Raw genomic sequence first — 21630 nt, 5'->3', positions numbered from 1 at the left:
GCCGGTTGCAGGCGGCGAGCGACATGATCGAGAGTTTCGAGATCTTGCCCGCCGAAAGCCTGGCCGCCGCCATCGCGCATCTGCCCGGCGCGCGGAGCCCGCTGGAGGGCGCGCATCCCTGGCATGTCCTGATCGAGGCGGTGACCGGCGATGCCCAGGCCAATCCCGCCGCGATGCTGGAGACGCAACTGGCCCGAGCGCTGGAGGATGGAGTCGTCGCCGACGCGGTGATCGCCGCCTCGGATTCGCAATCCGAGGCGTTCTGGCTGCTCCGCCACTCGCTGTCCGACGCCGAGCGCGCGCTCGGCCCGGCGGTGCAGCATGACATCGCCGTGCCGGTCGATGCCATGCCGCGCTTCATGGTCGAGGCAGCGGCAACCTGCGACGCGCGCTTCCCCGGCACCCATGCTTCGGGCTTCGGGCATCTGGGTGACGGCAACATCCATTTTCATGTCCGCGCCGCCCCCGGCACCGATCGCGACCGTTTCTATGCCGAGGAGGCCGCGACCATCACCCGTTTCGTCCATGATCTGGTGACGGCGGCGGGGGGCACCATCTCGGCCGAGCACGGCATTGGCCAGATGAAGCGTGACGAACTCGCCCGCCTGTCGCCGGAACGGGTCGCGGCGATCCGCGCCATCAAGACGGCGCTCGATCCGCACGGTCTGTTCAATCCCGGCAAGCTCGTCGCTTGCGCATGAGGCGCTAGGCCCATAGACACGGGGCCACGACGCGCGGCCGGGGGGCTCGCGTGGACGAGTTTTTTGGAGATCATCATGGCCAGCGCGCCGTCCCTTCCCCTTTTCTATAACGGCCTGGAGCCGCTTTCGAGCGAGGCTCATGCGAACTACAAGGTTCGCCCGCAGGAGACCGCGCCCTTCCTGGTCGGGCAGCACGCGATCCCCGTGACCGTCGATGAATTCCCGCTGGTGCAGCGTTTCATGCCGATCGTCTTCTCGGTCGGCGACCAGCCGATCCCGCTGGCGCTGATGGGCCTGAACGAGGGCGTGAACGTCTTCGTCGACGACGAGGGCCGCCTGAGCGAGGCGAACTTCTACGTTCCGGCCTATATCCGCCGCTATCCGTACATGCTGGCGCGCCTGCGGTCTGAGTCGGAAGAGCTGTCGCTGTGCTTCGACCCGACCTCGCCGACCATCGGCGCGTTCGACGAAGGCGAGGCGCTGTTCGACGGCAACCAGCCCAGCGAGCTGACCAAGAACATCCTGTCGTTCAACGAATCGTTCGAGCAGGCCGGGGCCCGCACCCAGAACTTCATGACCGAGCTGGCCGAGATGGGCCTGCTGATGGATGGTGAAGTCTCGATCCAGCCGGAAGGCGCCGATCAGCCCTTCGTCTATCGCGGTTTCCAGATGATCAACGAGGAAAAGCTGGTCGACCTGCGCGGCGACCAGCTGCGCAAGATGAGCCAGTCGGGCATGTTGCCGCTGCTCTATGCGCATCTCTTCTCGCTCTCGCTGATGCGCGACATCTTCGCGCGCCAGGCACAGCAGGGCAAGATGCCGCAGCCCCAGCTCCAGCCGCTGGGTTGATGTGATGCGCGGGCAGGCCTTCTCCAGTCCGCGCTACAGCCGGGTCGCGATCGTCTTTCACTGGACGATCGCGGCCTTGGTCGTCGCCAATCTGGCCATCGGGCTGCTCCATGAGAGCCTGTTGCCCGGCACCATTCCGCTGCACATGGCCATCGGCCTGACCGTGCTGGCGCTGACTGCTGGTCGCATCGTCTGGCGCCTAGGCCATCGCCCGCCGCCCCTGCCGGCCGAAATCCCGAGCTGGGCCCGGGGAAGCGCCCACGCGCTGCACAGCCTGCTCTATGTCCTGATGATCGTCATGCCGCTGACCGGCTGGGCGATGGGATCGGGCCGCGACGTGCCGCGCCCCGTCAGCTGGTTCGGCCTGTTCGACGTGCCGCCCCTGCCGATCGGCAAGGCCGCAGGGCATTTCGGGCACGAAGCGCACGAAATTCTCGGCTGGGCGATGCTGGTGCTGGTCGCAATCCATGTCGCGGCGGCACTGCGCCACCACTATCTGCTGCGCGATGGCCTGATCGCCCGGATGAGTTTTCGGCGGGGCTGACCGCGTTCGCAGGATTGCCAGATGGAATGTCCCTGACGGCTCGTTGCGATAACCGACTATCGCTTCCTAACCGGTACATGGAAACTGCTGCCGATGGCTGGAACTGGTCGAGCGCGGCTTTAGCTTAGGATAATGGCTTCGCCCACGAAGCGGCCCTCCCAAAGGAAGAACCGACCCGCCGCCCGTATAATTGGGACTGCTTCGTCGTGCGAAAGGAAGACGAAACCGAGCTGCCGAGTTTCGCCCGGTAGCAAAGGCTCTTCACCGATCAGGGGAAGGGCGTCGTAACCGATGAGCGGTTCCTTTTCGGAGACCGTGCAAGGGCATCCCCACCCGGTGTAGGCGGGGCCTGTTCTACCGCCAGCCGCCGTCTCATACATGCGTACCATGGCGGTAAGTTGCGGTATGGCGGTCTTAACGAACTCGGTGCGGTTCATTGGAAAGTCATGGCCGTCAGCACGAACGTCTGCAAGTGAGTGATTGTGGGCAACCCGTCGGACGAATGCCACTGCCGTAACGCGCCCTGCGGGAGTTCCACCAGCTCGCCTTTCCACCACCCGTTACGAAAAAATGACGAATTGCGGGGGCGGGGGTTGAACCAAATAGGCCCCTTCTTATTTATAGCAGTACGACATCGTGTCCCCCCTTTCGCGGTGTCGTGCGACACGCTTTCAGCGTGTCTCCTCCCTGAACCTTGGCCACCTCGCGCTCTCCCCCTTGCGCGAGGTGGTTTTTTATTCGGCGGCGAGCGTCGCGGGCTGGCCCAGCGCCTCGGTGGCGAGCGCGGCGAGGATGCGGCGTACCAGCAGCACGGTCGCGTCGAAGCCCGGCCCCAGCGCCTCCAGCGCCGCATCCAGATAGAGCGAGCGGTCAAGCTCCAACTGCACGGTATGGATGCCGCGCCGGGGATCGCCATGCCGCTCGACGATATGACCGCCAGCATAAGGCGCATTGCGGGTGACCGCGATCCCTGCGGCGCGCGCCTCCATCTCGATCCGGCGGACGAAGCGGGGCGCGGCGGTCGTCCCATGCCGGTCGCCGATGACCACGCGCGGGACGAGCCCCGGGGCTCCGAGCGGCGGCATCGAATGCAGGTCGAGCAGCACCGCTACCCCATAGCGCGCCCGCGTGGCCGCCAGCCGCTCGGCCAGCGCCTGGTGATAGGGTCGGTGGTCGGCCTCGATCCGGGTGACCATCTCGGCATCGCCGAACCGCCGCGTCCAGATATCGCCATGGCCCGCCACCCGGCGCGGGACCAGCCCCAGCCCGCTGCGCAGCTTGGCCGAGGCACGAGCCCCCACCCGCGCACCTTCGTCGATCAGCGGATCGCGCTCCCGCTCGTCGCGGTTCAGGTCGATCCAGGCGCGCGGCGTGGTCTGGACCAGCATCGGCTCGACGCTGCGCGCGGCCTCTCCCACCAGATCGACCAGCCGGTCCTCCAGCGCCATGACAGCCGACAGCGGCACCCGCAGGTCATCCGCCATGCCCGGCGGATAGGCGCGGCCGCCATGCGGGACCGAGATCACGACCGGCCCCTCGCCATCAAGGCTTTGAAAAGACGTGCCGGGGATCGCTAGGGCCATGCCCCCGATCCTAGGGCGAGTCCGGGGGTGAGGGAAGTCGTGCGTCTGGTCTGGAAATCTTAACGGGCGCTCCGTTAAGCTGGCGGCGTATGATGAATCGGGATCACACAATGTTTCATATCCTGCTGGCCGAAGATGACGAGGTCATGCGCGAATATCTGTCGCGGGCGCTGACCCGGTCGGGATACCGGGTGACGGCGGTGGACCGGGGCACGGCGGCGATCCCGCTGCTCGAAAGCGAGCGATTCGACCTGCTGCTGACCGATATCGTCATGCCCGAGATGGACGGCATCGAATTGGCCCAGCGCGCCGCCGCGATGGTGCCCGACCTGCGCGTGATGTTCATCACCGGCTTTGCGGCGGTCACGCTGAAGGCCGGACAGGCCGTGCCCAACGCCCGCGTCCTGTCCAAACCCTTCCACCTGCGCGACCTGGTGATGGAGGTGGACAGACTTTTTCAGCCGGAATCGGCCGATGGTGCGATTTAGGGGTTGCCAGCCCGGCCGAACCTGCTAATTGCCCGACCTCCGGCGGGCGTGTAGCTCAGTGGTAGAGCACTGTGTTGACATCGCAGGGGTCGCAAGTTCAATCCTTGCCACGCCCACCATCGAAAACCCCGCTAGGCCAACGGCTTAGCGGGGTTTTTGTTGTGCTGGGTCTAACGCCGCCAGAACGGCCGCGCGTGTGGCGATGGCGTGCATCAGGCCGGTGTCGAAGGCCTGGGCCAGCGATCCCTCCACAAAGCGTTCGGATCGCATCTGGTACGTCAGGACCCAGCCCAGTTGTTCGACACTTGCATCGGCCATGGCGGCCGAATCCTGGGCGAGGCGCATAAGGCTGGCACGCGCTTCGGCATCCTTCACGGCCAAGTAATGGCTTGCGACATCCTGGGTGGAGATCGCCGCGACGAAAGCAGAGGCCGTTTCCGACAGGCGGAACCAGGGCAGGGAAAGTACACCCTCGGGAGAGCGCGTGACCTCGGCCCATTCGCCCGCGACGAAGTCGGGCGCCGCCAACAGAGGGGCGAAGGCGGCGATGTTGCGGAGCGTGCTCTGATCCATATGCTGTTTCTATCCGACCTATGAGGGTTCGGCACCTTTTGCGCGTAAGGCCTGTATCATGACCGATCTTTTCGACCGCGATCTTGCCCGGCTGGCCCAGAGCGCGCCGCCCGCCGCCCTGGATGACCTGGAGCAGCGGATCACCGCCGCGATCGCCGCTGCGCCCTCGGCGGAGCCCGGTTTCGCGCGGGGCATGGCGCTGGCCGGGGCGGCGGCGTTGATGCTGGGCGTGGCCGGGGGCGGAATCATGGCGGGGCGGAGCGAGGTGCGCGATCGGCCGCCGGTCGTGGTGGCCGCGCTCGATACCGGTCTGGCCCCCTCCACCTTGTTGCTCGGTCGATGAGCGGGGTGGGGAGCGGGGCGATGCGCCGCCATCTCCTGACCATGGCGATCGCCTTTGTCGCGGCGCTGGCGGGGGTGGCGATCGGGTGTCGGTTGCTGATGCCCGTCCCTGCGCCGCAAAGCGATATCCACATGTTGGTCCACCGCGAGATCGCGCTCGATGCGCGGCAGAGCGCGGCGCTCGACCGGCTGGAGTCGCGGTTCGCGGTCACGCGTGCCGGTCTGGAGGCGAGGTTGCGCGCCGACAATGCGCGGCTGGCCGCGGCGATCGAGGCGGAGCATCGCGACGGCCCGCGCGTCGCCGCCGCGATCGATGCGGTCCATCATTCCATGGGCGATCTGCAAAAGGCGACGTTGGCGCATGTGTTCGCGATGCGAGCCCAGCTTCGCCCCGATCAGGCGGCAACCTTCGACCGGCTGGTGGTGGCCAAGCTGACCGACACCGCACGGTAAGCGGGCGCGTGGGCGAGCGTGACTGGGCCGGGCTGGCGGATGGCGATCTGGTCGCGCTGGCGCGGGCCGGGCGGCCGGGGGCCTATGCGGCGATCGTCACCCGGCACAAGGCAGCGCTGTATCGCCTGATCCTGGCGCATGTCCGCGATGCCGACGAGGCGCTGGACCTGGTGCAGGAAAGCTTCGTTGCGGCGCATGGCGCGCTGGCCCGGTTCGACCCGGCGCGCTCGCTGCGCGCCTGGCTCAGCGGCATCGCGCTCAACAAGTGCCGGGACTGGGCGCGGCGGCGGCGGGTGCGGGCGATGCTGTCGCGCGTGCTGCCGGTCGAAGCGGCGGAGGCGGTGGCCGACGACCGGATCGGCACCGAGGCGGCGGCAATCGAGCGCGATTCGCTGGCGCACACGCTGGCCGCGCTCGATTCGCTGCCCGAGGGGCTGCGGAGCCCGCTGATCCTGTGCGCGATCGAGGGGCTGAGCCAAGCGGAGGCGGCCGAGGCGCTGGGGCTGAGCGTCAAGGCGATCGAATTGCGCATCCGCCGCGCCCGCGCCGCCTTGCGTGAAACGACCGAGTGAGGGGTGCGCGCCCGGCATGCGTATAGCAGGGCATGATCGATACCATGACCGTGATGCGCCGCCGCGACCTGCTGGCCGGGAGCGTCGGGCTGAGTGCCCTGGCCGCCATGCCCGCTTGGGCGCAGAGCCACGGCGCCGGCCAGGCGCCTCGCGCCGTGCTGAGCGGGCCCGACATCACCCTGACCGTCGCGCGCCAGCATATGATGATCGACGGCAAACCCTATCATGCGATCGGCATCAATGGCGGGGTGCCCGCCCCGCTGATCCGCCTGCGCGAGGGGCAGACGGCGCGGATCACCGTCATCAATGCGATGGACGCGGAAACCTCGATCCACTGGCATGGCCTGTTGCTGCCCTTCCAGATGGACGGCGTGCCGGGGATCAGCTTTCCGGGCATCCCGGCGGGGGGCCGCTTCACCTATGAGTTTCCGGTCGTGCAGGCGGGGACCTATTGGTATCACAGCCATTCGGGCTTGCAGGAGCAGGAGGGGCATTACGGCCCGATCGTGATTGACCCGGCGGGCCCCGATCCGATCGCGTTTGACCGCGAGCATGTGGTGGTGCTGTCCGATCACAGCGCGCTTCACCCCCATGCGATCTTTCGCAAGCTGAAGCTGCAGGGCGGCTATTTCAACTATCAGAAGCAGACGCTCTCGGGGCTGCTGGCGGGCAGGGACCAGCCGCTGGCGGAGCGGCTGGACTGGGGCCGGATGCGGATGGACCCGACCGACGTGTCCGATGTGACGGGATCGACCTATCGCTATCTGGTCAACGGCCATGGTCCGGCGGACAATTGGACCGGGCTGTTCACCCCCGGCGAGCGGGTGCGGCTGCGCGTGATCAACGCGTCGTCCATGACCAATTTCGCTATCCGCATCCCCGGCCTGTCGCTCCGCGTCGTGCAGGCCGATGGCCAGGACGTGCAGCCGGTCAGCGTCGACGAGCTTCAGATCGCGGTGGCCGAGACCTATGACATGATCGTCACCCCGATCGAGGACCGCGCCTATACGCTGGTGGCGGAGGCCTGGGACCGGTCGGGCATGGCGCGGGGCACGCTGGCGCCGAGGGCGGGCATGGCGGCGGCGGTGCCTGCGTTGCGCACCCGGCCGCTGGCGACCATGAAGGATATGGGGATGGGCGATATGGCGGGCATGAGCCATGGTGCGCCCGCCGCCGCCTGCCCGCCCGAACATGCCGCGATGGGCCATTGCCAGCGGGGCCCATCCGGCGCGGCCATGGACCATGGTGCGATGAAGCACGACATGCGCGACTTCGCCAACGCGCCCGGCCTGCCACGTACGCCCGTCGTGCAGACGGTCTCACCCATGCCGATGGATCGGACCGGCGAGCCGCCGCAGGGGCTGGCCGATGTCGGGCACCGGGTGCTGACCTATCGCGATCTGAAGAGCGTGGCGGTCAATCCCGATACCCGCGTGCCGTCGCGCGCGCTGACCATCCACCTGACCGGCAATATGGAGCGCTATATGTGGGCGTTCGACGGGGTGAAGCTGAACGCCGTGACCGCGCCGATTCCCTTTCGGCTGGGCGAGCGGGTGCGGGTGACCCTGGTCAACGACACGATGATGGCGCACCCGATCCATCTGCACGGCCATTTCTTCGAGCTGGTGACCGGGCAGGGCGACCATGCCCCGCGCAAGCACACGGTCAATGTCGCGCCCGGCGGCACCGTGACCTTCGACCTGACCGCCGATGCGCAGGGCGACTGGGCTTTTCACTGCCACCTGCTCTATCACATGCATGCAGGCATGATGCAGGTCGTCACCGTCCGGCCCGATGCGGCGAAGCGAGCGGCGGCATGATCCCGTTCACGCTCCTGCTCGCCGAGCCGCAGCACCATCATGACATGATGCCGGGGATGGCGATGCCCGGCATGACCATGGCCGCCCCAAAAAAGCCCAAGGCGAAATCCGTCCAGCGGACGCCCGCTCGGCGGAAAGCACCGGCCGCCAAGACCGTAACCAAGCCGAAACCGATGGCCTGCTCGTCGGAACACGGGGCCATGGGCCATTGCACGCCCGCCCAGATGCCAGCGGCCATGGATCATGGCGCGATGCCGGGCATGGCGTCGATGCCAGCCGCCGGTACGGAGGCTTGCCCACCCGAACACGCGGCGATGGGGCATTGCAAACCAGCCGCCTCCCCGACCGGCGATCAGGCCATGGCTCCCATGGCGATGCCGGGCATGGTCATGGCGGAGGCGGTCGGTCACGAACCGCCGCCCGCGCCGCCGACCGACCGTGCCGCAGACCGCTTCTACGACCCCGCCGCCATGGCCGCCGCCAGTGCGCAGATGCGGATGGAGCATGGCGGCATGCGCTTTGCGCAGGTCCTGTTCAATTTGGCCGAGGTGCAGGTCCGCGACGGCCGCGACGGCTATCGCTGGGACGGGGAGGGCTGGTTCGGCGGCGATATCCACCGGCTGGTCGTCAAGAGCGAGGGCGAGGGGGCGTTCCGCGACCGGATCGGCGCGGCGGAGGTGCAGGCGCTCTATGCGCGGGCGATCGATCCCTATTGGAACCTGCAGGCCGGTCTGCGCCAGGATGTCGGCGCGGGCGCGCGTCGGACCTATGCGGTGGTCGGGGTCGAGGGGCTCGCCCCCTATTGGTTCGATGTCGAGGGCGCGCTGTTCCTGTCCGACAAGGGCGAACTCCACGCTCGCGCCGAAGCCTGGGTCGACCAGCGCCTGACCCAGCGCGCCGTGCTGCAACCGCGTGTCGAGGTCAATCTCGCCGCGCAGGACGTGCCCGAGCAGCGTATTGCTGCGGGCGTGTCGAGCATCGAGTTGGGCCTGCGCCTACGCTACGAGATCGCGCGCGAGTTCGCGCCCTATGTCGGGGTGAATTGGGAACGGCGCTATGGCCCGGCAGGGGGTGGTGGCGCAGCGCTGGCGCTCGGCATCCGCACCTGGTTCTGACTCAGTCGCGCTCGGGCCATTCGGCGTCGATGACCAGCAGCAGCCGCTCCTCGCCACTGCCCGCGATCGGCGGCGAGCGGTGGATGATCGCCCGGTCTCCGGCCAGCGCGCGGCCCTTGAACAGGCCGACATCGCCCGCCGCCAGTGCGCGCGGCGGCGTGTCGGCATCCGCCCCCAGCGGCAGCCACTGCGTCGCCTGTCCGCAATAGGTGGAGATCATCCGCAGCGCGACATAATCGGCGTGGAATTTCCAGCAGCCATTGCCTGTCACGCGCTCCAGCCGCACCTCGACCCGCTCTTCACCCGACAGCGACGCGAACAAGGTCGCCAGCCGCCCGGCGTCCTGCGCGACGATCGGATGCCAGGCGCGCGCCGGACCATCGGTGGCAAGCAGGTCGGCTAATATCCGCTCGACCGCCGGCGCGGGCGCCGCGAATCGAACTGGTGAGAGGTCACCGATCTCGGACCGGTCGAGCGGCGAGGGGCGTTGCCACACCGCCAGCGTCACCGCCGGATCGTCGATCGCCGCCAGTACGGTCGGCTGGGTGGCGAACGCGACATGATCGGGCAGGGCGGCGGCGGTCTGCTCGGGCAACAGGGCGAGGTCGGAGGGCACGGGCTCTGGGCTCCACATCAATCAGTATGTAATGTTACAACATTCTTTTCTGGCGGCAAGGCCTGTGTTTCTCTCCATGCAAAAGGGGGCGGCACCTTGCGGCACCGCCCCCTTTTCGTGTTGTTGCGGACGGGTCGCTTACGCGGCCTTGTCGTCCGGGAAGATGTTGGCGGGCTTCGATCCCCACAGGGCATAAGCGAGCACGACGACTTCGCAGGCCATGGTCAGGAAGAACGAATTCTGCAGACCGTAATGGTCGGCCAGCCAGCCCTGCACGACGACCAGCGCACCACCGGCGATCGCCATGATCATCAGGCCCGACCCTTCCTCGGTCAGCGGGCCGAGGCCGCGAATGGCGAGGGTGAAGATGGTCGGGAACATGATCGAGTGGAACAGGCCCACCGCGATCAGCGCCCACATGGCCATCGGGCCGGTGGTGAAGGTCGCGATCGCAACGACGACCAGCGCGCCGAAGGCGAAGACGGTCAGCACGCGCTCGGGCGCGATCTTCTGCATCACGAAGCTGCCGACGAAGCGGCCGACCATCATGCCGCCCCACAGCAGGGAGAGGTAGCGCGACGCCTGTTCATGCGTGACGGCGGCGATGTTGGGCTGCGACACGAAGTTCACGAACAGGTTGGCGACGCCGATTTCCGCCAGCAGATAGGCGATCATCGTCGGGATGCCGAGCGTCAGGTTGCGATGCTTCCACAGCGAATGCTGCTTGCGCTCGGCCTTGGCGGCGCGCTGCGTCGAGGAACCCAGCGCGGGCAGGGGGAAGCGGGCGATGACGATGGCGAGCACGACGAGCACGATCGCGACCAGCACATAGGGCAGGATCACCGACTGGGCATCGGCATAACGCTGGGCCTGGGTCAGCGCGACACCCGCCTCGGCGGTGCCGCTCCGGCTGCGGCCGAGGATCAGATATCCGGCGAACAGCGGGGCCAGCGTGGTGCCCAGCGAGTTGAACGCCTGCACCAGGTTCAGGCGCGACGATCCGGTCTCGGGCGGGCCGATGACGGTGACGTACGGGTTGGCCGCCACCTGCAGCAGCGTGATGCCGCTGGCGATGACGAACAGCATGACCAGTGTCACGCCATAGGATGGCAGGCTGGCAGCCAGCGTCATGCCCAGTGCGCCCGCCGCCATGATCAGCAGGCCGATCACGATCGAGCGTTGATAGCCGACCCGCTCGATCAGCTTGGCCGAGGGGATGGAGGCGAAGAAATAGGCGATGAACCAGACCGACTCGATCAGCGTCGTCTGCGCATAATCAAGCTCGAACACCGAGCGCAGATGCGGCAGCAACACGTTGTTGATGACGGTGATGAAGCCCCACATGAAGAACAGGCTGGCCAGCAGGGTCAGCGCCGATCCATAATTGGCGGCCTTTCCCCCGACAGGCGTTGCGCCGTTGGCGCGGGACGTGACGGGCGGTGCGGCCATGGCATTCCTCTCCTTCGCGCCGGTGAACATCGTCAAAAGATGTTCGTTGACCGGCTTGCTCCTGATATTTTGTCTGACTATAGTGACACAAAAGGCGCGTCAATGGCGTCTGGTGACGGAGGGATGAGGCATGTCGAGGGCGTCAATCAAGAGCTTTCTTACTTTGGTAGCGGTAACCTCCGCAATGACTTCTACGACCGCTCTGGCGAGCGAGGCAAAGCGTGCGCCCGCGGGCCAGTCTTCGGACGGTGCAGCGATCGAGGCGGTGACCCTGACCAACAAGGCCGGGCTGTCGGCGCGCGTCCTGACCTATGGTGCGACGCTCCAGTCGGTGATGGCGCCCGACCGCAACGGCAAGTTCGCCGACGTGCTGCTCGGCTATGACAAGTCCGAAGACTATGTGAACCACCCGAACTTCTTCGGCGTGACGGTGGGCCGCTTCGCCAACCGCATCGGCGGCGGGCGCTTCTCGCTGGATGGGCAGAGCTATCAGCTGACGCTGAACGACAAGACCAATTCGCTGCACGGCGGCACCAAAGGCTTCGACAAGCATCTGTGGAAGATCGTGTCGATGAAGGACGGTCCGACCGCCAGCGTGGTGATGGCGCTGACCAGCCCCGATGGCGACCAGGGCTATCCCGGCAAGGTCGATGCCACCGTCACCTATTCGCTGGACGAGGCGGGCGCGCTGACCATCGCGTTCGAGGCGAAGACCGATAAGCCGACCATCGTCAACATGACCAACCACGCGATCTTCAACCTGAACGGCGAGGGTTCGCCGCTGGGCGCGACCTTCCACAAGCTGACCATCCCGGCGGCGGCCTATACCCCGGTCGATGCCAAGCTGATCCCGACCGGCGAGCGTCGCCCGGTGCAGGGCACGGTATTCGATTTCCGCCAGCCGCGCCTGGTGGCCGAGGGCATTCGGGACGGCAACGACCAGCAGATCCGCTATGGCCAGGGCTATGACCACAATTTCGCGCTCGACAAGGGGCTGACCGCGACGCCGCAGCTGGCCGCGCGACTCGAGGACCCGGCGTCGGGCCGCGTGCTCGAGGTGCTGTCGACCGAGCCGGGCGTGCAATTCTATACCGGCAACTTCCTCGACGGCACCTATGTCGGCAAGAAGGGGCATCTGTACCGCATGGGCGACGGCATCGCGCTGGAGCCGCAGAAATTCCCCGATTCGCCCAACAAGCCCGATTTCGTCTCGCCCCGCGTCGATCCGGGCAAGCCGTACCGCCATACGATGATCTATCGTTTTTCCACCGCTCGCTGACCGAAAGCCTGACATGACCGACACGCCCAACCCCTCCTCGGCGCCGCGCCTGCGCAGCCGCGCCTGGTTCGACAATCCCGAGAATATCGACATGACGGCGCTCTATCTGGAGCGTTATCTGAACTTCGGTCTGAGCTTGGAGGAGTTGCAGTCGGGCAAGCCGATCATCGGCATCGCGCAGAGCGGCTCCGACCTGTCGCCCTGCAACCGCCACCACCTGGTGCTGGCCGAGCGGGTGCGCGAGGGCGTGCGCGAAATGGGCGGCATCGTCCTGGAATTCCCGGTCCACCCGATCCAGGAGACCGGCAAGCGTCCAACCGCCGGTCTCGACCGCAACCTGTCCTATCTGGGGCTGGTCGAGGTGCTGTACGGTTATCCGCTCGATGGCGTGGTGCTGACGATCGGCTGTGACAAGACGACCCCGGCGATGCTGATGGCGGCCGCGACGGTCAATATCCCGGCGATCGCGCTGTCGGTCGGGCCGATGCTCAACGGCTGGCACAAGGGCGAGCGCACCGGCTCGGGCACCATCGTGTGGAAGGCGCGCCAGATGCTCGCGGCGGGCGAAATCGACGATGCGGAGTTCATCCGCCTGGTCGCATCGTCGGCCCCATCGACCGGCTATTGCAACACCATGGGCACGGCGACCACGATGAACTCGCTGGCCGAGGCGCTCGGCATGTCGCTGCCCGGTTCGGCCGCGATCCCGGCGCCGTATCGCGACCGCCAGGAAGTCGCCTATCTGACCGGCAAGCGCGTCGTCGAGATGGTGCATGAGGATCTGAAGCCCTCCGACATCCTGACCAAGGACGCGTTCCACAACGCGATCAAGGTCAACTCGGCGATCGGCGGCTCGACCAACGCGCCGATCCACCTGGCCGCCATCGCGCGCCACATCGGCGTCGATCTGCCCGTGCAGGACTGGGAGAGCGAGGGGCACAAGGTGCCGCTGCTCGTGAACCTGCAGCCGGCGGGCGAGTATCTGGGCGAGGATTATTACCGCGCGGGCGGCGTGCCCGCCGTGGTCAACCAGCTGATCGAGCAGGGGCTGATCCACGAAGGCGCGATGACCGTCAACGGCAAGACGATGGGCGAGAATTGCCGTGGTGTCGCCATCGAGGACGAAAAGGTCATCCGACCCTTCGCGCAGCCGCTGGTGGAAGAGGCTGGCTTCATCGTCCTGTCGGGCAATCTGTTCGACGCCGCGATCATGAAGACCAGCGTGATCTCCGAGGAGTTCCGCACCCGCTATCTGTCCAAACCGGACGATCCCGACGCGTTCGAGGGACCGGCGGTCGTGTTCGACGGGCCGGAGGATTATCACCACCGGATCGACGATCCCACGACCGGCATCACGCCCGAGACGCTGCTGTTCATGCGCGGCGCAGGCCCGATCGGCTATCCGGGTGCGGCGGAAGTCGTCAACATGCGCCCGCCCGCCTATCTGATCACCGAGGGCGTTCATGCGCTGCCCTGTATCGGTGACGGGCGTCAGTCGGGTACGTCGGGATCGCCCTCGATCCTGAACGCCAGCCCGGAAGCGGCGGCGATGGGTGGCTTGGCGCTGATCCAGACCGGCGACCGGGTGCGCATCGACCTGAACAAGGGCACCGCCAACATCCTGATCTCCGACGAGGAACTGGCCGAGCGTCGCAAGACGCTGGCGGCGGCGGGCGGCTATAAATATCCCGCGTCGCAGACCCCGTGGCAGGAAATCCAGCGTTCGGTGGTCGGCCAGATGTCGACCGGCGCAATCCTGGAGGGCGCGGAGAAGTATCAGCGTATCGCCCAGACCCAGGGCCTGCCGCGCGACAATCACTGATCGTCGCGACCGGCCGGGCGGTTCATCCCGCCCGGCCGGTCGGCCGAACGGGTCAGGCGTTCGTCAGCCAGGCCAGGGCGGCATCATACGACAGAAAGGCCTCGAGATGCTCGAGCGGGTAGTTTTGCCGGGCCTGGGATTTCAGCGGACTGGAATCGACGACCAGTGCCAGCCAGTCATTTTGTCGATAATGGGTCAGGATTCCTTCGCGCATCGCCTGGATCAGGGCGGGGGGCATGACCGGGGCGCCGCGCCGGTCGACCAGCACCTTGGCAAAGCCGAAATGACGGCGCGATTCCTCGAGGAACGGTCCGAACGCGCGCCAATAGCGATCGGCGATCTCGGCGCTCCAGGTGCCCTGGGCGTGGATATGGATGATATGCCGGTCGTCGATCCAGACGGTGAAGGACGGATCTTCGATACGCATGGGCTTCCTCTCCACTGGGGCAGTCGGTGGCGCGATTCGGTCGATCGCGCCCCGAAAGGCCTGCGGTGGGCCGAGGATGACGTATTTTCATCTTTCCGGCAAATGGCGTGCCCGTTCGCGCCCACGAAAACCGCCTCTTGACCTGAACCGGGCGGCAATCGATACCGCTAACAAATCTGCGGAGAGGACATATGGCCAGCAATCACACCGACCTGATGAACGCTTTGCCGGATGATTGGCGTAACGGGCGTTTCGTCGGTCGGATCGACCGGGGGCAGGGGCCATGTCCCATTTTGGTCGAGGGCGGCCGGGTATTCGATATGAGCCGTGTGGCGCCCACGGTCTCGGCGCTGCTCGCGGGCGACCGGATCGACTCGACCCAGGGCGAGCCGCTGGGTGACCTGGCGGAACTGGGTCTCTCGCCGGAGGAAGGCGCGGCCAACCGCCTGCTGTCGCCAATCGACCTGCAATGCGTGAAGGCGGCGGGGGTGACCTTTGCCGTGTCCGCGCTGGAACGCGTGATCGAGGAGCGCGCGCGCGGCGACCATGCCAAGGCGGCGGGGCTTCGCGGCACGCTGGAAGCGGCGCTGGGCGGCAATATCCGTTCGGTCGTGCCTGGCTCTCCGGAAGCGGCGCAGCTGAAGGATGCGCTGATCGCCGAAGGCTTGTGGTCGCAATATCTGGAGGTCGCGATCGGCCCCGATGCGGAAATCTTCACCAAGTCGCCGGTCCTGTCGACGGTCGGTTGGGGAATGCCGGTCGGCGTCCGTTCCGACTCGACCTGGAACAACCCGGAGCCGGAAGTGGTGCTGGTCGCCGATGCGCATGGCAAGGCGGTCGGCGCGACGCTGGGCAACGACGTCAATCTGCGCGATTTCGAGGGGCGCTCGGCGCTGCTGCTCGGCAAGGCCAAGGACAATAACGCCTCCTGCTCGCTCGGCCCGCTCGTCCGCCTGTTCGACGACGGCTTCACCATGGACGATGTCCGGTCGAGCGAGGTCAAGCTGACCATCACCGGCACCGACGGCTATGTGCTGGAAGGCGCCAGCTCGATGGACCAGATCAGCCGCGATCCCGAGGATCTGCTCGGCCAGGCCCTGAGCGAGCATCATTACCCGGACGGCCTCGTCCTGTTCCTCGGCACGCTGTTCGCGCCGACCCAGGACCGTGACGAGCCGGGCCGTGGTTTCACCCACAAGGTCGGCGACACGGTCGTCATCTCCAACCCGCGTTTGGGCACGCTGGTCAATCCGGTGATGACCTCGGCCGATGCCCCAGCCTGGACCTTCGGTCTGGGCGACCTGATGCGCAACCTGGCCAAGCGCGGCCTGTTGTGACGGAGACTTCCATGTTGCAGAAGACCAGTGCCGCGACCGACATGGTCGCGCGCTATCCCAGCCTGATCGACAAGCGCGTCATCGTGACGGGCGGCGGTTCGGGGATCGGCGAGGGGGTGGTCGAGGCGTTCGTGGCGCAGGGCGCGCGCGTCGCGTTCGTCGACATTGCGGAAGACGCGAGCCAGGCACTGGTCGATCGGCTGAGCCCGGATGCGCGCCATGCGCCGATCCATCGCCGCTGCGACCTGACCAACCTCGATAGCCTGAAGACGATCTTCGCCGATCTGGAAGCGGCGTTGGGCGGGGTCGATATCCTGGTCAACAATGCGGGCAATGACGATCGCCACAGCATCGAGGACGTCACCCCGGCCTATTGGGACGAGCGGCTGAACGTCAATCTGCGCCACCAGTTCTTCGCCGCGCAAGCGGTGATACCCGCGATGAAGCGGGCAGGGGGCGGCGCGATCCTGAACTTCGGATCGATCAGCTGGCATCTGGGTCTCAACGACCTGGTCCTCTATCAGACCTGCAAGGCCGCGATCGAGGGGCTGACCCGTAGCCTCGCGCGCGATCTGGGGCGCGAGAATATCCGCGTGAATACCATCGTGCCGGGCAACGTCCAGACGCCGCGCCAGGAAAAATGGTATACCCCCGAAGGCGAGGCGGAGATCGTCGCGGCCCAGTGTCTCGACGGACGCATTCAGCCCTCGGACGTCGCGGCTTTGGTGCTGTTCCTCGCGTCGGACGATGCGAAGATGTGCACCGGCCACGACTATTTCATCGACGCCGGTTGGCGATAAAACGACCGGGCGAGGACAAGGAGAGAGTGATGCAGCAGGCCGAACATTGCCTGACCGTGGGTGCGACGCTGGGTGAAGGCCCGATCTGGGTCGATGACGCGCTGTGGTTCGTCGATATCAAGCAGCAGCGCATTTACCGGCATGACCCGGCCGCTGGTACGCTCGATCACTGGGCCTCGCCCGAAATGGTCGGCTGGGTCGTGCCGGCGCAGCGCGGCGGTTTCGTCGCAGGACTCAAGTCGGGCCCGCATCATTTCGATCCGGCAACCGGCGCGTTCGAGCGGCTGGCCGAGGTCGATACCCATTTGCCCGCTAATCGCCTGAACGACGCGGCGGTCGACGGGCAGGGGCGTATCTGGTTCGGCACGATGGACAATGATGAGACCTCGCTGTCGGGCCGCCTGTTCCAATGGGCCGCAGGACTGGTCACGCCGACCAGTGCGGATGCGGTGTGCATCACCAACGGCCCGGCGATCTCGCCTGACGACTTGACGCTCTATCATGTCGATACGCTGGGCAAGGTGATCCTGGCGCATCCGATTCTGGGCGACGGTACGCTCGGCCCGGCAACCGAGTTCGCGCGCTTCGGCGATGCGGACGGGCATCCCGACGGCGCGATCTGCGATGCCGAGGGCGGCGTGTGGGTCGGCTTCTTCGGCGGCTGGGCGGCGCGGCGCTACGGCCCGGACGGGGTGATGACCGACGAGGTGCGTTTTCCGGTGTCCAACATCACCAAGATCGCGCTGGGCGGTCCCGATGGCCGCACCGCCTATGCCACCACCGCGCGGCAGGGACTGTCGGCAGAACAGTTGGAGGAGCAGGGCCAGGCAGGCGACATCTTCACCTTCCGCGTGACGGTCCCCGCCAAGCCGCTGCACCGCGCGGCGATCTGAGGTTTCGTCGACATTCCCTTATTCCTCCCCTTGCAGGGGAGGTGTCAGGCCGCAGGCCTGACGGAGGGGTATCCCGGCCTGAGAGGTTGGACTGCAACAACAACCGGGGACACCCTTCCACCATGCTTCGCACGGTCCCCCTCCCCTTGCAGGGGAGGAATGAGAAGAATGTCGGTCTGCTCTAGGAAAACCCTTTCCCGAACCCGGCGTCTCGGGTGGCCCGCTCCGTGTGCGGAGCGGGCCTTCTTATTCCTCCATGGCGCTGCGCGTGTCTTCCAGCGCCAGATCGACGAGCAGCCGCATCGCCTCTCCCGCCCCTTCGACATCGCCCGCCGCGATCGCGTCATAGACCTTCACATGGTCGGGCACCGGATTGCGGGGCAGCGCGCGCGAGCGTTGCTTGAACTGGGTGGTCCAGGCGACCGCCGCGCCGATACTGGCGGTCAGCACGACCAGCGCATCGTTGCGAGTCGCGGCCAGCACCGCATTGTGGAAATCGCGGTCGGCGGTACGCCCCGCTTCGGTCGCCAGCGTGTGGCGGCGCATCGCGGCCAGCGCGTCGCGCATCTCCTTCAGATCGGCCTTGTCGCGCCGTTCCGCCGCCAGGCGCGCGGCGGCGGGCTCGACGATCGACCGCAGCTCGAACAGGCTGCGCACGAAATGAATATCCGGCTCGCCCGAAAAGGCCCAGGCCAGCACATCGGGGTCGAGCAAGTTCCAGCGGTTGCGCGGCAACACGCGGGTGCCGGTCTTGGGTCGGCTTTCGACCAGCCCCTTGGCGCTCAGCACCTGCACCGCTTCCCGATACGCGCTGCGCGATACGTCGAGGGCTTCCGAAAAAGCGACCTCGCCCGACAGCGTATCGCCGGGGCGGTACTCGCCCGATACGATCGCCGCGCCCAGCTTGTGCGCGATCGCGCCGTGCAGGCGGCGACCGGTGCCGCGCCGCGTCTTCGGGCTCGACTGTTCGGGGGCGACTTCCGCCTCGATTGCGGGCGGTCCATCGCCCTTCGTCATGATGTCATTCATCGATCTTACCTCTCCACCCCCATCCTTACCCACAACCTTTAACATTGCCATCGCTCCGTCAAACTAATATGTCGGAGTAATATAAAGGAGCTTCCCCTATGACCGATTTCCGTTCGATCGACGCCGCCACCGGCCAGCCGGTGGGCGACGCTTTCGCGGTCCATGGCCCCGCCGATGTCGAGGCGGCGTGCGCCGCGGCAGAGGAGGCGTTCGACGTCTATCGCGCCACCAGCCGCGAAGATCGCGCCGCCTTCCTCGACAAGATCGGTGCCGAGATCATGGCCATCGGCGACGACCTGATCCAGGCGGCGATGCGTGAGAGCGGTTTGCCACGCGCGCGTCTGGAGGGCGAGCGTGGTCGCACGGTTGGCCAGTTGGGCCTGTTCGCCAAGGTGCTGCGCGCCGGGGCCTATCTGCAGGTTCGTATCGACCCCGCCATGCCCGACCGCCAGCCGCTGCCGCGCCCCGACCTGCGCCTGCGCATGGTGCCGCTGGGTCCCGTCGCGGTGTTCGGCGCGTCGAACTTCCCGCTCGCCTTCTCGACCGCTGGTGGCGACACTGCCTCGGCGCTGGCCGCCGGTTGCCCGGTTGTCGTCAAGGGCCATCCCGCCCATCCGCAGACCGGTGCACTGGTCGCCGCAGCGATCGAACGCGCGGTCGAAGCCTGCGGCCTGCCCAAGGGCGTGTTCAGCCACCTGACCGGCCCGAGCAACGAATTGGGCGCCGCGCTGGTTCGCGATCCGCGCATCGCGGCGGTCGGCTTCACGGGCTCGCGCGCCGGTGGCCTGGCGCTGGTCAAGATCGCGCAGGAACGCGCCGTTCCGATCCCCGTCTACGCCGAAATGTCGAGCATCAACCCGGTCGTGCTGATGCCCGAGGCGTTGAAGGCGCGTGGGGCGGCGCTCGGCACCGCCTTTGTCGGCTCGCTGACCATGGGCGCTGGGCAGTTCTGCACCAATCCGGGCCTGCTGCTCGCCATCGAAGGCGAGGGGCTGGACGCGTTCGTCGAAGCGGCGCGCACCGCGCTGCCCGAGGCGGCGGCGCAGACCATGCTGACGCCGGGCATCCACGCCGCCTATACCAAGGGCACCGAGTCGCTCGCGAGCCATGACAAGGTCGAGACGATTGCGCAGGGTAAGGTGGGCGAGGGCATCACCGCCGGTCGCGCCGCCTTCTTCCAGACCACGGCCGAGGCGTTCCTCGCCGACGAGGCACTGGGCCATGAAGTGTTCGGCGCATCGTCGATCCTGGTCCGCTGCCGCGACGAGGCGGAGCTGACCACCGTGCTCAAGGCCGCCGAGGGGCAGCTGACCGCGACGATCCAGATGGACGAGGGCGATACCGACATGGCCGCGCGGCTGGTGCCGGTGCTCGAGCGCAAGGCGGGCCGTATCCTCGCCAATGGCTGGCCGACCGGCGTGGAAGTCGCCCATGCGATGGTTCATGGCGGGCCGTTCCCGTCGACCTCGGACGCGCGCACGACCTCGGTCGGCAGCCTCGCGATCGACCGCTATCTGCGGCCGGTGTCGTACCAGAACCTGTCGGCCGCACTGCTGCCGCAGGATCTGAAGGATGAAGCTGCGGGCACGCTGCCCCGCCTGGTCGATGGCCAGCCGGGTTAAGGAATGACGGGGCGCGGGTCGAACACGGCCCGCGCCCCTTTTTTTGTCGATAAGAGATTAGGGGAGGATTTGATGGCTGATCGTCTGTTGCAGCACCGCGCGCCCTCGGGTGAGCGCTCGGTCATTCTGGCGCGCGGCGACCAGGCCGCTTTCGTGCCGGGCGTCGAGAGCGTCATTGCGCTCGCCCAGCGCGCGATAGAGGAGGGCCGGTCGCTGCTCGATACCGCGCTGGCGTGTGGGCAGGGTGAGAGCGTCGATCTCGCAGCCGAACTGGCGGCGGGGCATTTGATCGCGCCGATCGACCATGCCGACCCCGCACATTGCGTGATGACCGGCACCGGCCTGACCCATCTCGGCTCGGCGGAAGGCCGCGACAAGATGCACCGCGATGCCGCGGCCGCCGCACACCAGACCGACTCGATGCGCATGTTCCTGGAAGGCGTCGAGGGCGGCAAGCCCGGCGAAGGCCAGGTCGGCCAGCAGCCGGAGTGGTTCTATAAGGGTGACGGTTCGCAGTTGGTCGGCCCCGGCGACGCGCTGGAAATGCCAGCCTTCGCACAGGATGGCGGCGAGGAGCCCGAACTGGCGGGCATCTATCTGATCGGTCCCGACGGCACGCCGCATCGCTTGGGCCTGTGCCTCGCCAACGAGTTTTCGGACCATGTGACCGAGCGTCACAACTATCTGTGGCTCGCGCACAGCAAGCTGCGCCCCGCCGCACTGGGCGCCGAACTGCTGCTAGGCGAGGTCCCCGACCATATCGAGGGCACAAGTAAGATCGCACGTGACGGCCAGACCATCTGGGAGAAGCCGTTCCTGTCGGGCGAGGCGAACATGTCGCACAGCCTGGCGAATCTCGAGCATCACCATTTCAAATATGCGCTGTTCCGTCGTCCGGGGGACGTGCACGTCCACTTTTTCGGCACCGCGACGCTCTCCTTCTCGGATGGCATCCGTACGCGGGAAGGCGATGTGTTCGAGATCGCGGCAGCCCCCTTCACCCTGCCGCTCGCCAATCCGTTGAAGCGGACCGAGGATAAGCCGGTCACGGTCGGTCATCTGTAAGGCGCCGGTTCAGGTCGAATAGATAAGCTGGGGCGCTCTTTCCGATGGAAAGGGCGCCCCGTTTGCGTCTGACGGGCGATTCTCCCGTTGATTCGGGATGTTAGGGCCGTGTGATTCGGGGCGATACGCGCATTCGGGCGGAAGGTTCCGATCGGAGTGCCGCTCAGCGATACAGCTAAGTCACTCTATTTGCGCCGGTTTCTGATTTTTTACGAAAAAATGAAAATCCGTTGTTGACCGCCTGGTTGGCC

The 21630-nt window shown here is 66.7% G+C and carries 22 protein-coding genes and 1 tRNA gene; 17 read left to right on the top strand and 6 right to left on the bottom strand.

Translation table 11 applies throughout. The features are described 5' to 3' along the window. From SB4_RS06880 to SB4_RS06870, 3 genes are all read left to right on the top strand, one after another. On the top strand, positions 1–701 hold a 701-nt coding region (locus tag SB4_RS06880; protein ID WP_275044524.1), incomplete at its 5' end, for an FAD-binding oxidoreductase. 75 nt (positions 702–776) lie between these two features. Continuing rightward, the gene (locus SB4_RS06875; protein WP_058751969.1) at positions 777–1550 is read left to right on the top strand and encodes a SapC family protein; all 774 of its coding nucleotides are present in this window, start codon (positions 777–779) and stop codon (positions 1548–1550) included. Between the two features lie 4 nt (positions 1551–1554). After that, positions 1555–2094, top strand: coding sequence for a cytochrome b (locus SB4_RS06870; RefSeq protein ID WP_058751973.1), 540 nt, complete (start codon positions 1555–1557; stop codon positions 2092–2094). Between the two features lie 734 nt (positions 2095–2828). On the opposite strand, the gene SB4_RS06860 is transcribed toward SB4_RS06870, so the two are convergent. After that, the gene (locus SB4_RS06860; protein ID WP_058751968.1) at positions 2829–3677 is read right to left on the bottom strand and encodes an N-formylglutamate amidohydrolase; all 849 of its coding nucleotides are present in this window, start codon (positions 3675–3677) and stop codon (positions 2829–2831) included. A gap of 110 nt (positions 3678–3787) precedes the next feature. Between SB4_RS06860 and cpdR the strand changes: the two genes are divergently transcribed. Together cpdR and SB4_RS06850 are read left to right on the top strand one after the other, a co-directional pair. Further along, positions 3788–4165 (top strand): cell cycle two-component system response regulator CpdR, encoded by a 378-nt coding sequence (gene cpdR / locus SB4_RS06855; protein WP_058718290.1) that lies wholly within the window; start codon positions 3788–3790, stop codon positions 4163–4165. 44 nt (positions 4166–4209) lie between these two features. Then, a tRNA-Val gene (locus SB4_RS06850) sits at positions 4210–4284 on the top strand. A 25-nt stretch (positions 4285–4309) separates the two neighbouring features. Here SB4_RS06850 and SB4_RS06845 read toward each other — a convergent pair. After that, on the bottom strand, positions 4310–4738 hold the full coding sequence (locus SB4_RS06845; protein WP_058751967.1) for a DUF6508 domain-containing protein: 429 nt from the start codon (positions 4736–4738) through the stop codon (positions 4310–4312). A 58-nt stretch (positions 4739–4796) separates the two neighbouring features. On the opposite strand from SB4_RS06845, the gene SB4_RS06840 reads away from it, so the two are divergent. The 5 genes from SB4_RS06840 to SB4_RS06820 are packed head-to-tail and all read left to right on the top strand — an operon-like array spanning position 4797 to position 9040. Continuing rightward, on the top strand, positions 4797–5081 hold the full coding sequence (locus SB4_RS06840; RefSeq protein WP_058751966.1) for a hypothetical protein: 285 nt from the start codon (positions 4797–4799) through the stop codon (positions 5079–5081). A 20-nt stretch (positions 5082–5101) separates the two neighbouring features. Next, entirely contained in the window at positions 5102–5533 is a 432-nt protein-coding gene (locus SB4_RS06835) for a periplasmic heavy metal sensor (RefSeq protein ID WP_058751965.1), read from the top strand. Positions 5534–5541: 8 nt separating this feature from the next. Next, positions 5542–6105, top strand: a complete 564-nt coding sequence (locus SB4_RS06830) for an RNA polymerase sigma factor (protein ID WP_058751964.1) — start codon at positions 5542–5544, stop codon at positions 6103–6105. Between the two features lie 32 nt (positions 6106–6137). Further along, on the top strand, positions 6138–7925 hold the full coding sequence (locus SB4_RS06825; protein ID WP_206597989.1) for a copper resistance system multicopper oxidase: 1788 nt from the start codon (positions 6138–6140) through the stop codon (positions 7923–7925). Then, positions 7922–9040 carry a copper resistance protein B gene (locus SB4_RS06820; RefSeq protein ID WP_058751963.1) on the top strand — a complete coding sequence of 373 codons (1119 nt, stop codon included), beginning with the start codon at positions 7922–7924 and terminating at the stop codon, positions 9038–9040. Before SB4_RS06825 ends, SB4_RS06820 begins: the two co-directional genes overlap by 4 nt. Position 9041: 1 nt before the next feature. Here the strand turns inward: SB4_RS06820 and SB4_RS06815 are convergent, their stop codons facing one another. Beyond that, positions 9042–9656, bottom strand: coding sequence for a DUF1826 domain-containing protein (locus tag SB4_RS06815; RefSeq protein ID WP_058751962.1), 615 nt, complete (start codon positions 9654–9656; stop codon positions 9042–9044). 138 nt (positions 9657–9794) lie between these two features. Continuing rightward, positions 9795–11105, bottom strand: a complete 1311-nt coding sequence (locus tag SB4_RS06810; RefSeq protein ID WP_058716255.1) for a sugar MFS transporter — start codon at positions 11103–11105, stop codon at positions 9795–9797. Positions 11106–11289: 184 nt separating this feature from the next. Between SB4_RS06810 and SB4_RS06805 the strand changes: the two genes are divergently transcribed. Together SB4_RS06805 and SB4_RS06800 are read left to right on the top strand one after the other, a co-directional pair. Then, positions 11290–12384 carry an aldose epimerase family protein gene (locus SB4_RS06805; RefSeq protein ID WP_193753751.1) on the top strand — a complete coding sequence of 365 codons (1095 nt, stop codon included), beginning with the start codon at positions 11290–11292 and terminating at the stop codon, positions 12382–12384. Positions 12385–12397: 13 nt separating this feature from the next. Continuing rightward, positions 12398–14206, top strand: a complete 1809-nt coding sequence (locus SB4_RS06800) for an IlvD/Edd family dehydratase (RefSeq protein ID WP_058751960.1) — start codon at positions 12398–12400, stop codon at positions 14204–14206. A gap of 52 nt (positions 14207–14258) precedes the next feature. On the opposite strand, the gene SB4_RS06795 is transcribed toward SB4_RS06800, so the two are convergent. Then, on the bottom strand, positions 14259–14633 hold the full coding sequence (locus SB4_RS06795) for a type 2 periplasmic-binding domain-containing protein (protein ID WP_058716248.1): 375 nt from the start codon (positions 14631–14633) through the stop codon (positions 14259–14261). A gap of 191 nt (positions 14634–14824) precedes the next feature. On the opposite strand from SB4_RS06795, the gene SB4_RS06790 reads away from it, so the two are divergent. Genes SB4_RS06790 through SB4_RS06780 form a run of 3 tightly spaced genes read left to right on the top strand, consistent with a single transcriptional unit; the run spans position 14825 to position 17663 of the window. Next, complete coding sequence (locus SB4_RS06790; RefSeq protein WP_058751959.1) at positions 14825–15970, top strand: fumarylacetoacetate hydrolase family protein; 1146 nt, start codon at positions 14825–14827, stop codon at positions 15968–15970. A gap of 11 nt (positions 15971–15981) precedes the next feature. After that, a complete protein-coding gene (gene xylB, locus SB4_RS06785; protein WP_241488516.1) occupies positions 15982–16770 on the top strand; it encodes a D-xylose 1-dehydrogenase in 789 nt (262 codons plus the stop codon). A gap of 29 nt (positions 16771–16799) precedes the next feature. Continuing rightward, positions 16800–17663: an SMP-30/gluconolactonase/LRE family protein gene (locus SB4_RS06780; RefSeq protein ID WP_058751957.1), complete on the top strand. Its 864-nt coding sequence runs from the start codon at positions 16800–16802 to the stop codon at positions 17661–17663. Between the two features lie 246 nt (positions 17664–17909). Here SB4_RS06780 and SB4_RS06775 read toward each other — a convergent pair whose 3' ends face one another. Next, complete coding sequence (locus SB4_RS06775) at positions 17910–18680, bottom strand: FadR/GntR family transcriptional regulator (RefSeq protein WP_058751970.1); 771 nt, start codon at positions 18678–18680, stop codon at positions 17910–17912. A 110-nt stretch (positions 18681–18790) separates the two neighbouring features. Here SB4_RS06775 and SB4_RS06770 point away from each other — a divergent pair, with 110 nt between their 5' ends. Next, complete coding sequence (locus SB4_RS06770) at positions 18791–20314, top strand: aldehyde dehydrogenase (NADP(+)) (protein WP_058751956.1); 1524 nt, start codon at positions 18791–18793, stop codon at positions 20312–20314. Positions 20315–20386: 72 nt separating this feature from the next. Continuing rightward, complete coding sequence (gene araD1 / locus SB4_RS06765; RefSeq protein ID WP_058751955.1) at positions 20387–21379, top strand: AraD1 family protein; 993 nt, start codon at positions 20387–20389, stop codon at positions 21377–21379. Positions 21380–21630: the final 251 nt, after the last annotated feature.

It is taken from the genome of Sphingomonas sanguinis (assembly GCF_001476905.1).
Lineage (GTDB): Bacteria > Pseudomonadota > Alphaproteobacteria > Sphingomonadales > Sphingomonadaceae > Sphingomonas > Sphingomonas sanguinis_B.
This window is presented reverse-complemented; position numbering and strand designations above follow the sequence as displayed.

What these genes read in the sequence shown, in the direction of transcription:
- SB4_RS06870 (WP_058751973.1), top strand. Translation starts at nt 1,555, where the DNA reads ATGCGCGGGCAGGCCTTCTCCAGTCCGCGCTACAGCCGGGTCGCGATC.
- SB4_RS06825 (WP_206597989.1), top strand. Translation starts at nt 6,138, where the DNA reads ATGATCGATACCATGACCGTGATGCGCCGCCGCGACCTGCTGGCCGGG.
- SB4_RS06835 (WP_058751965.1), top strand. Translation starts at nt 5,102, where the DNA reads ATGCGCCGCCATCTCCTGACCATGGCGATCGCCTTTGTCGCGGCGCTG.
- SB4_RS06795 (WP_058716248.1), bottom strand. Translation starts at nt 14,633, where the DNA reads ATGCGTATCGAAGATCCGTCCTTCACCGTCTGGATCGACGACCGGCAT.
- SB4_RS06810 (WP_058716255.1), bottom strand. Translation starts at nt 11,105, where the DNA reads ATGGCCGCACCGCCCGTCACGTCCCGCGCCAACGGCGCAACGCCTGTC.
- xylB (WP_241488516.1), top strand. Translation starts at nt 15,982, where the DNA reads ATGTTGCAGAAGACCAGTGCCGCGACCGACATGGTCGCGCGCTATCCC.
- cpdR (WP_058718290.1), top strand. Translation starts at nt 3,788, where the DNA reads ATGTTTCATATCCTGCTGGCCGAAGATGACGAGGTCATGCGCGAATAT.
- SB4_RS06805 (WP_193753751.1), top strand. Translation starts at nt 11,290, where the DNA reads ATGACTTCTACGACCGCTCTGGCGAGCGAGGCAAAGCGTGCGCCCGCG.
- SB4_RS06840 (WP_058751966.1), top strand. Translation starts at nt 4,797, where the DNA reads ATGACCGATCTTTTCGACCGCGATCTTGCCCGGCTGGCCCAGAGCGCG.
- SB4_RS06875 (WP_058751969.1), top strand. Translation starts at nt 777, where the DNA reads ATGGCCAGCGCGCCGTCCCTTCCCCTTTTCTATAACGGCCTGGAGCCG.
- SB4_RS06775 (WP_058751970.1), bottom strand. Translation starts at nt 18,680, where the DNA reads ATGACGAAGGGCGATGGACCGCCCGCAATCGAGGCGGAAGTCGCCCCC.
- SB4_RS06800 (WP_058751960.1), top strand. Translation starts at nt 12,398, where the DNA reads ATGACCGACACGCCCAACCCCTCCTCGGCGCCGCGCCTGCGCAGCCGC.
- SB4_RS06820 (WP_058751963.1), top strand. Translation starts at nt 7,922, where the DNA reads ATGATCCCGTTCACGCTCCTGCTCGCCGAGCCGCAGCACCATCATGAC.
- SB4_RS06770 (WP_058751956.1), top strand. Translation starts at nt 18,791, where the DNA reads ATGACCGATTTCCGTTCGATCGACGCCGCCACCGGCCAGCCGGTGGGC.
- SB4_RS06860 (WP_058751968.1), bottom strand. Translation starts at nt 3,677, where the DNA reads ATGGCCCTAGCGATCCCCGGCACGTCTTTTCAAAGCCTTGATGGCGAG.
- SB4_RS06780 (WP_058751957.1), top strand. Translation starts at nt 16,800, where the DNA reads ATGCAGCAGGCCGAACATTGCCTGACCGTGGGTGCGACGCTGGGTGAA.
- araD1 (WP_058751955.1), top strand. Translation starts at nt 20,387, where the DNA reads ATGGCTGATCGTCTGTTGCAGCACCGCGCGCCCTCGGGTGAGCGCTCG.
- SB4_RS06790 (WP_058751959.1), top strand. Translation starts at nt 14,825, where the DNA reads ATGGCCAGCAATCACACCGACCTGATGAACGCTTTGCCGGATGATTGG.
- SB4_RS06845 (WP_058751967.1), bottom strand. Translation starts at nt 4,738, where the DNA reads ATGGATCAGAGCACGCTCCGCAACATCGCCGCCTTCGCCCCTCTGTTG.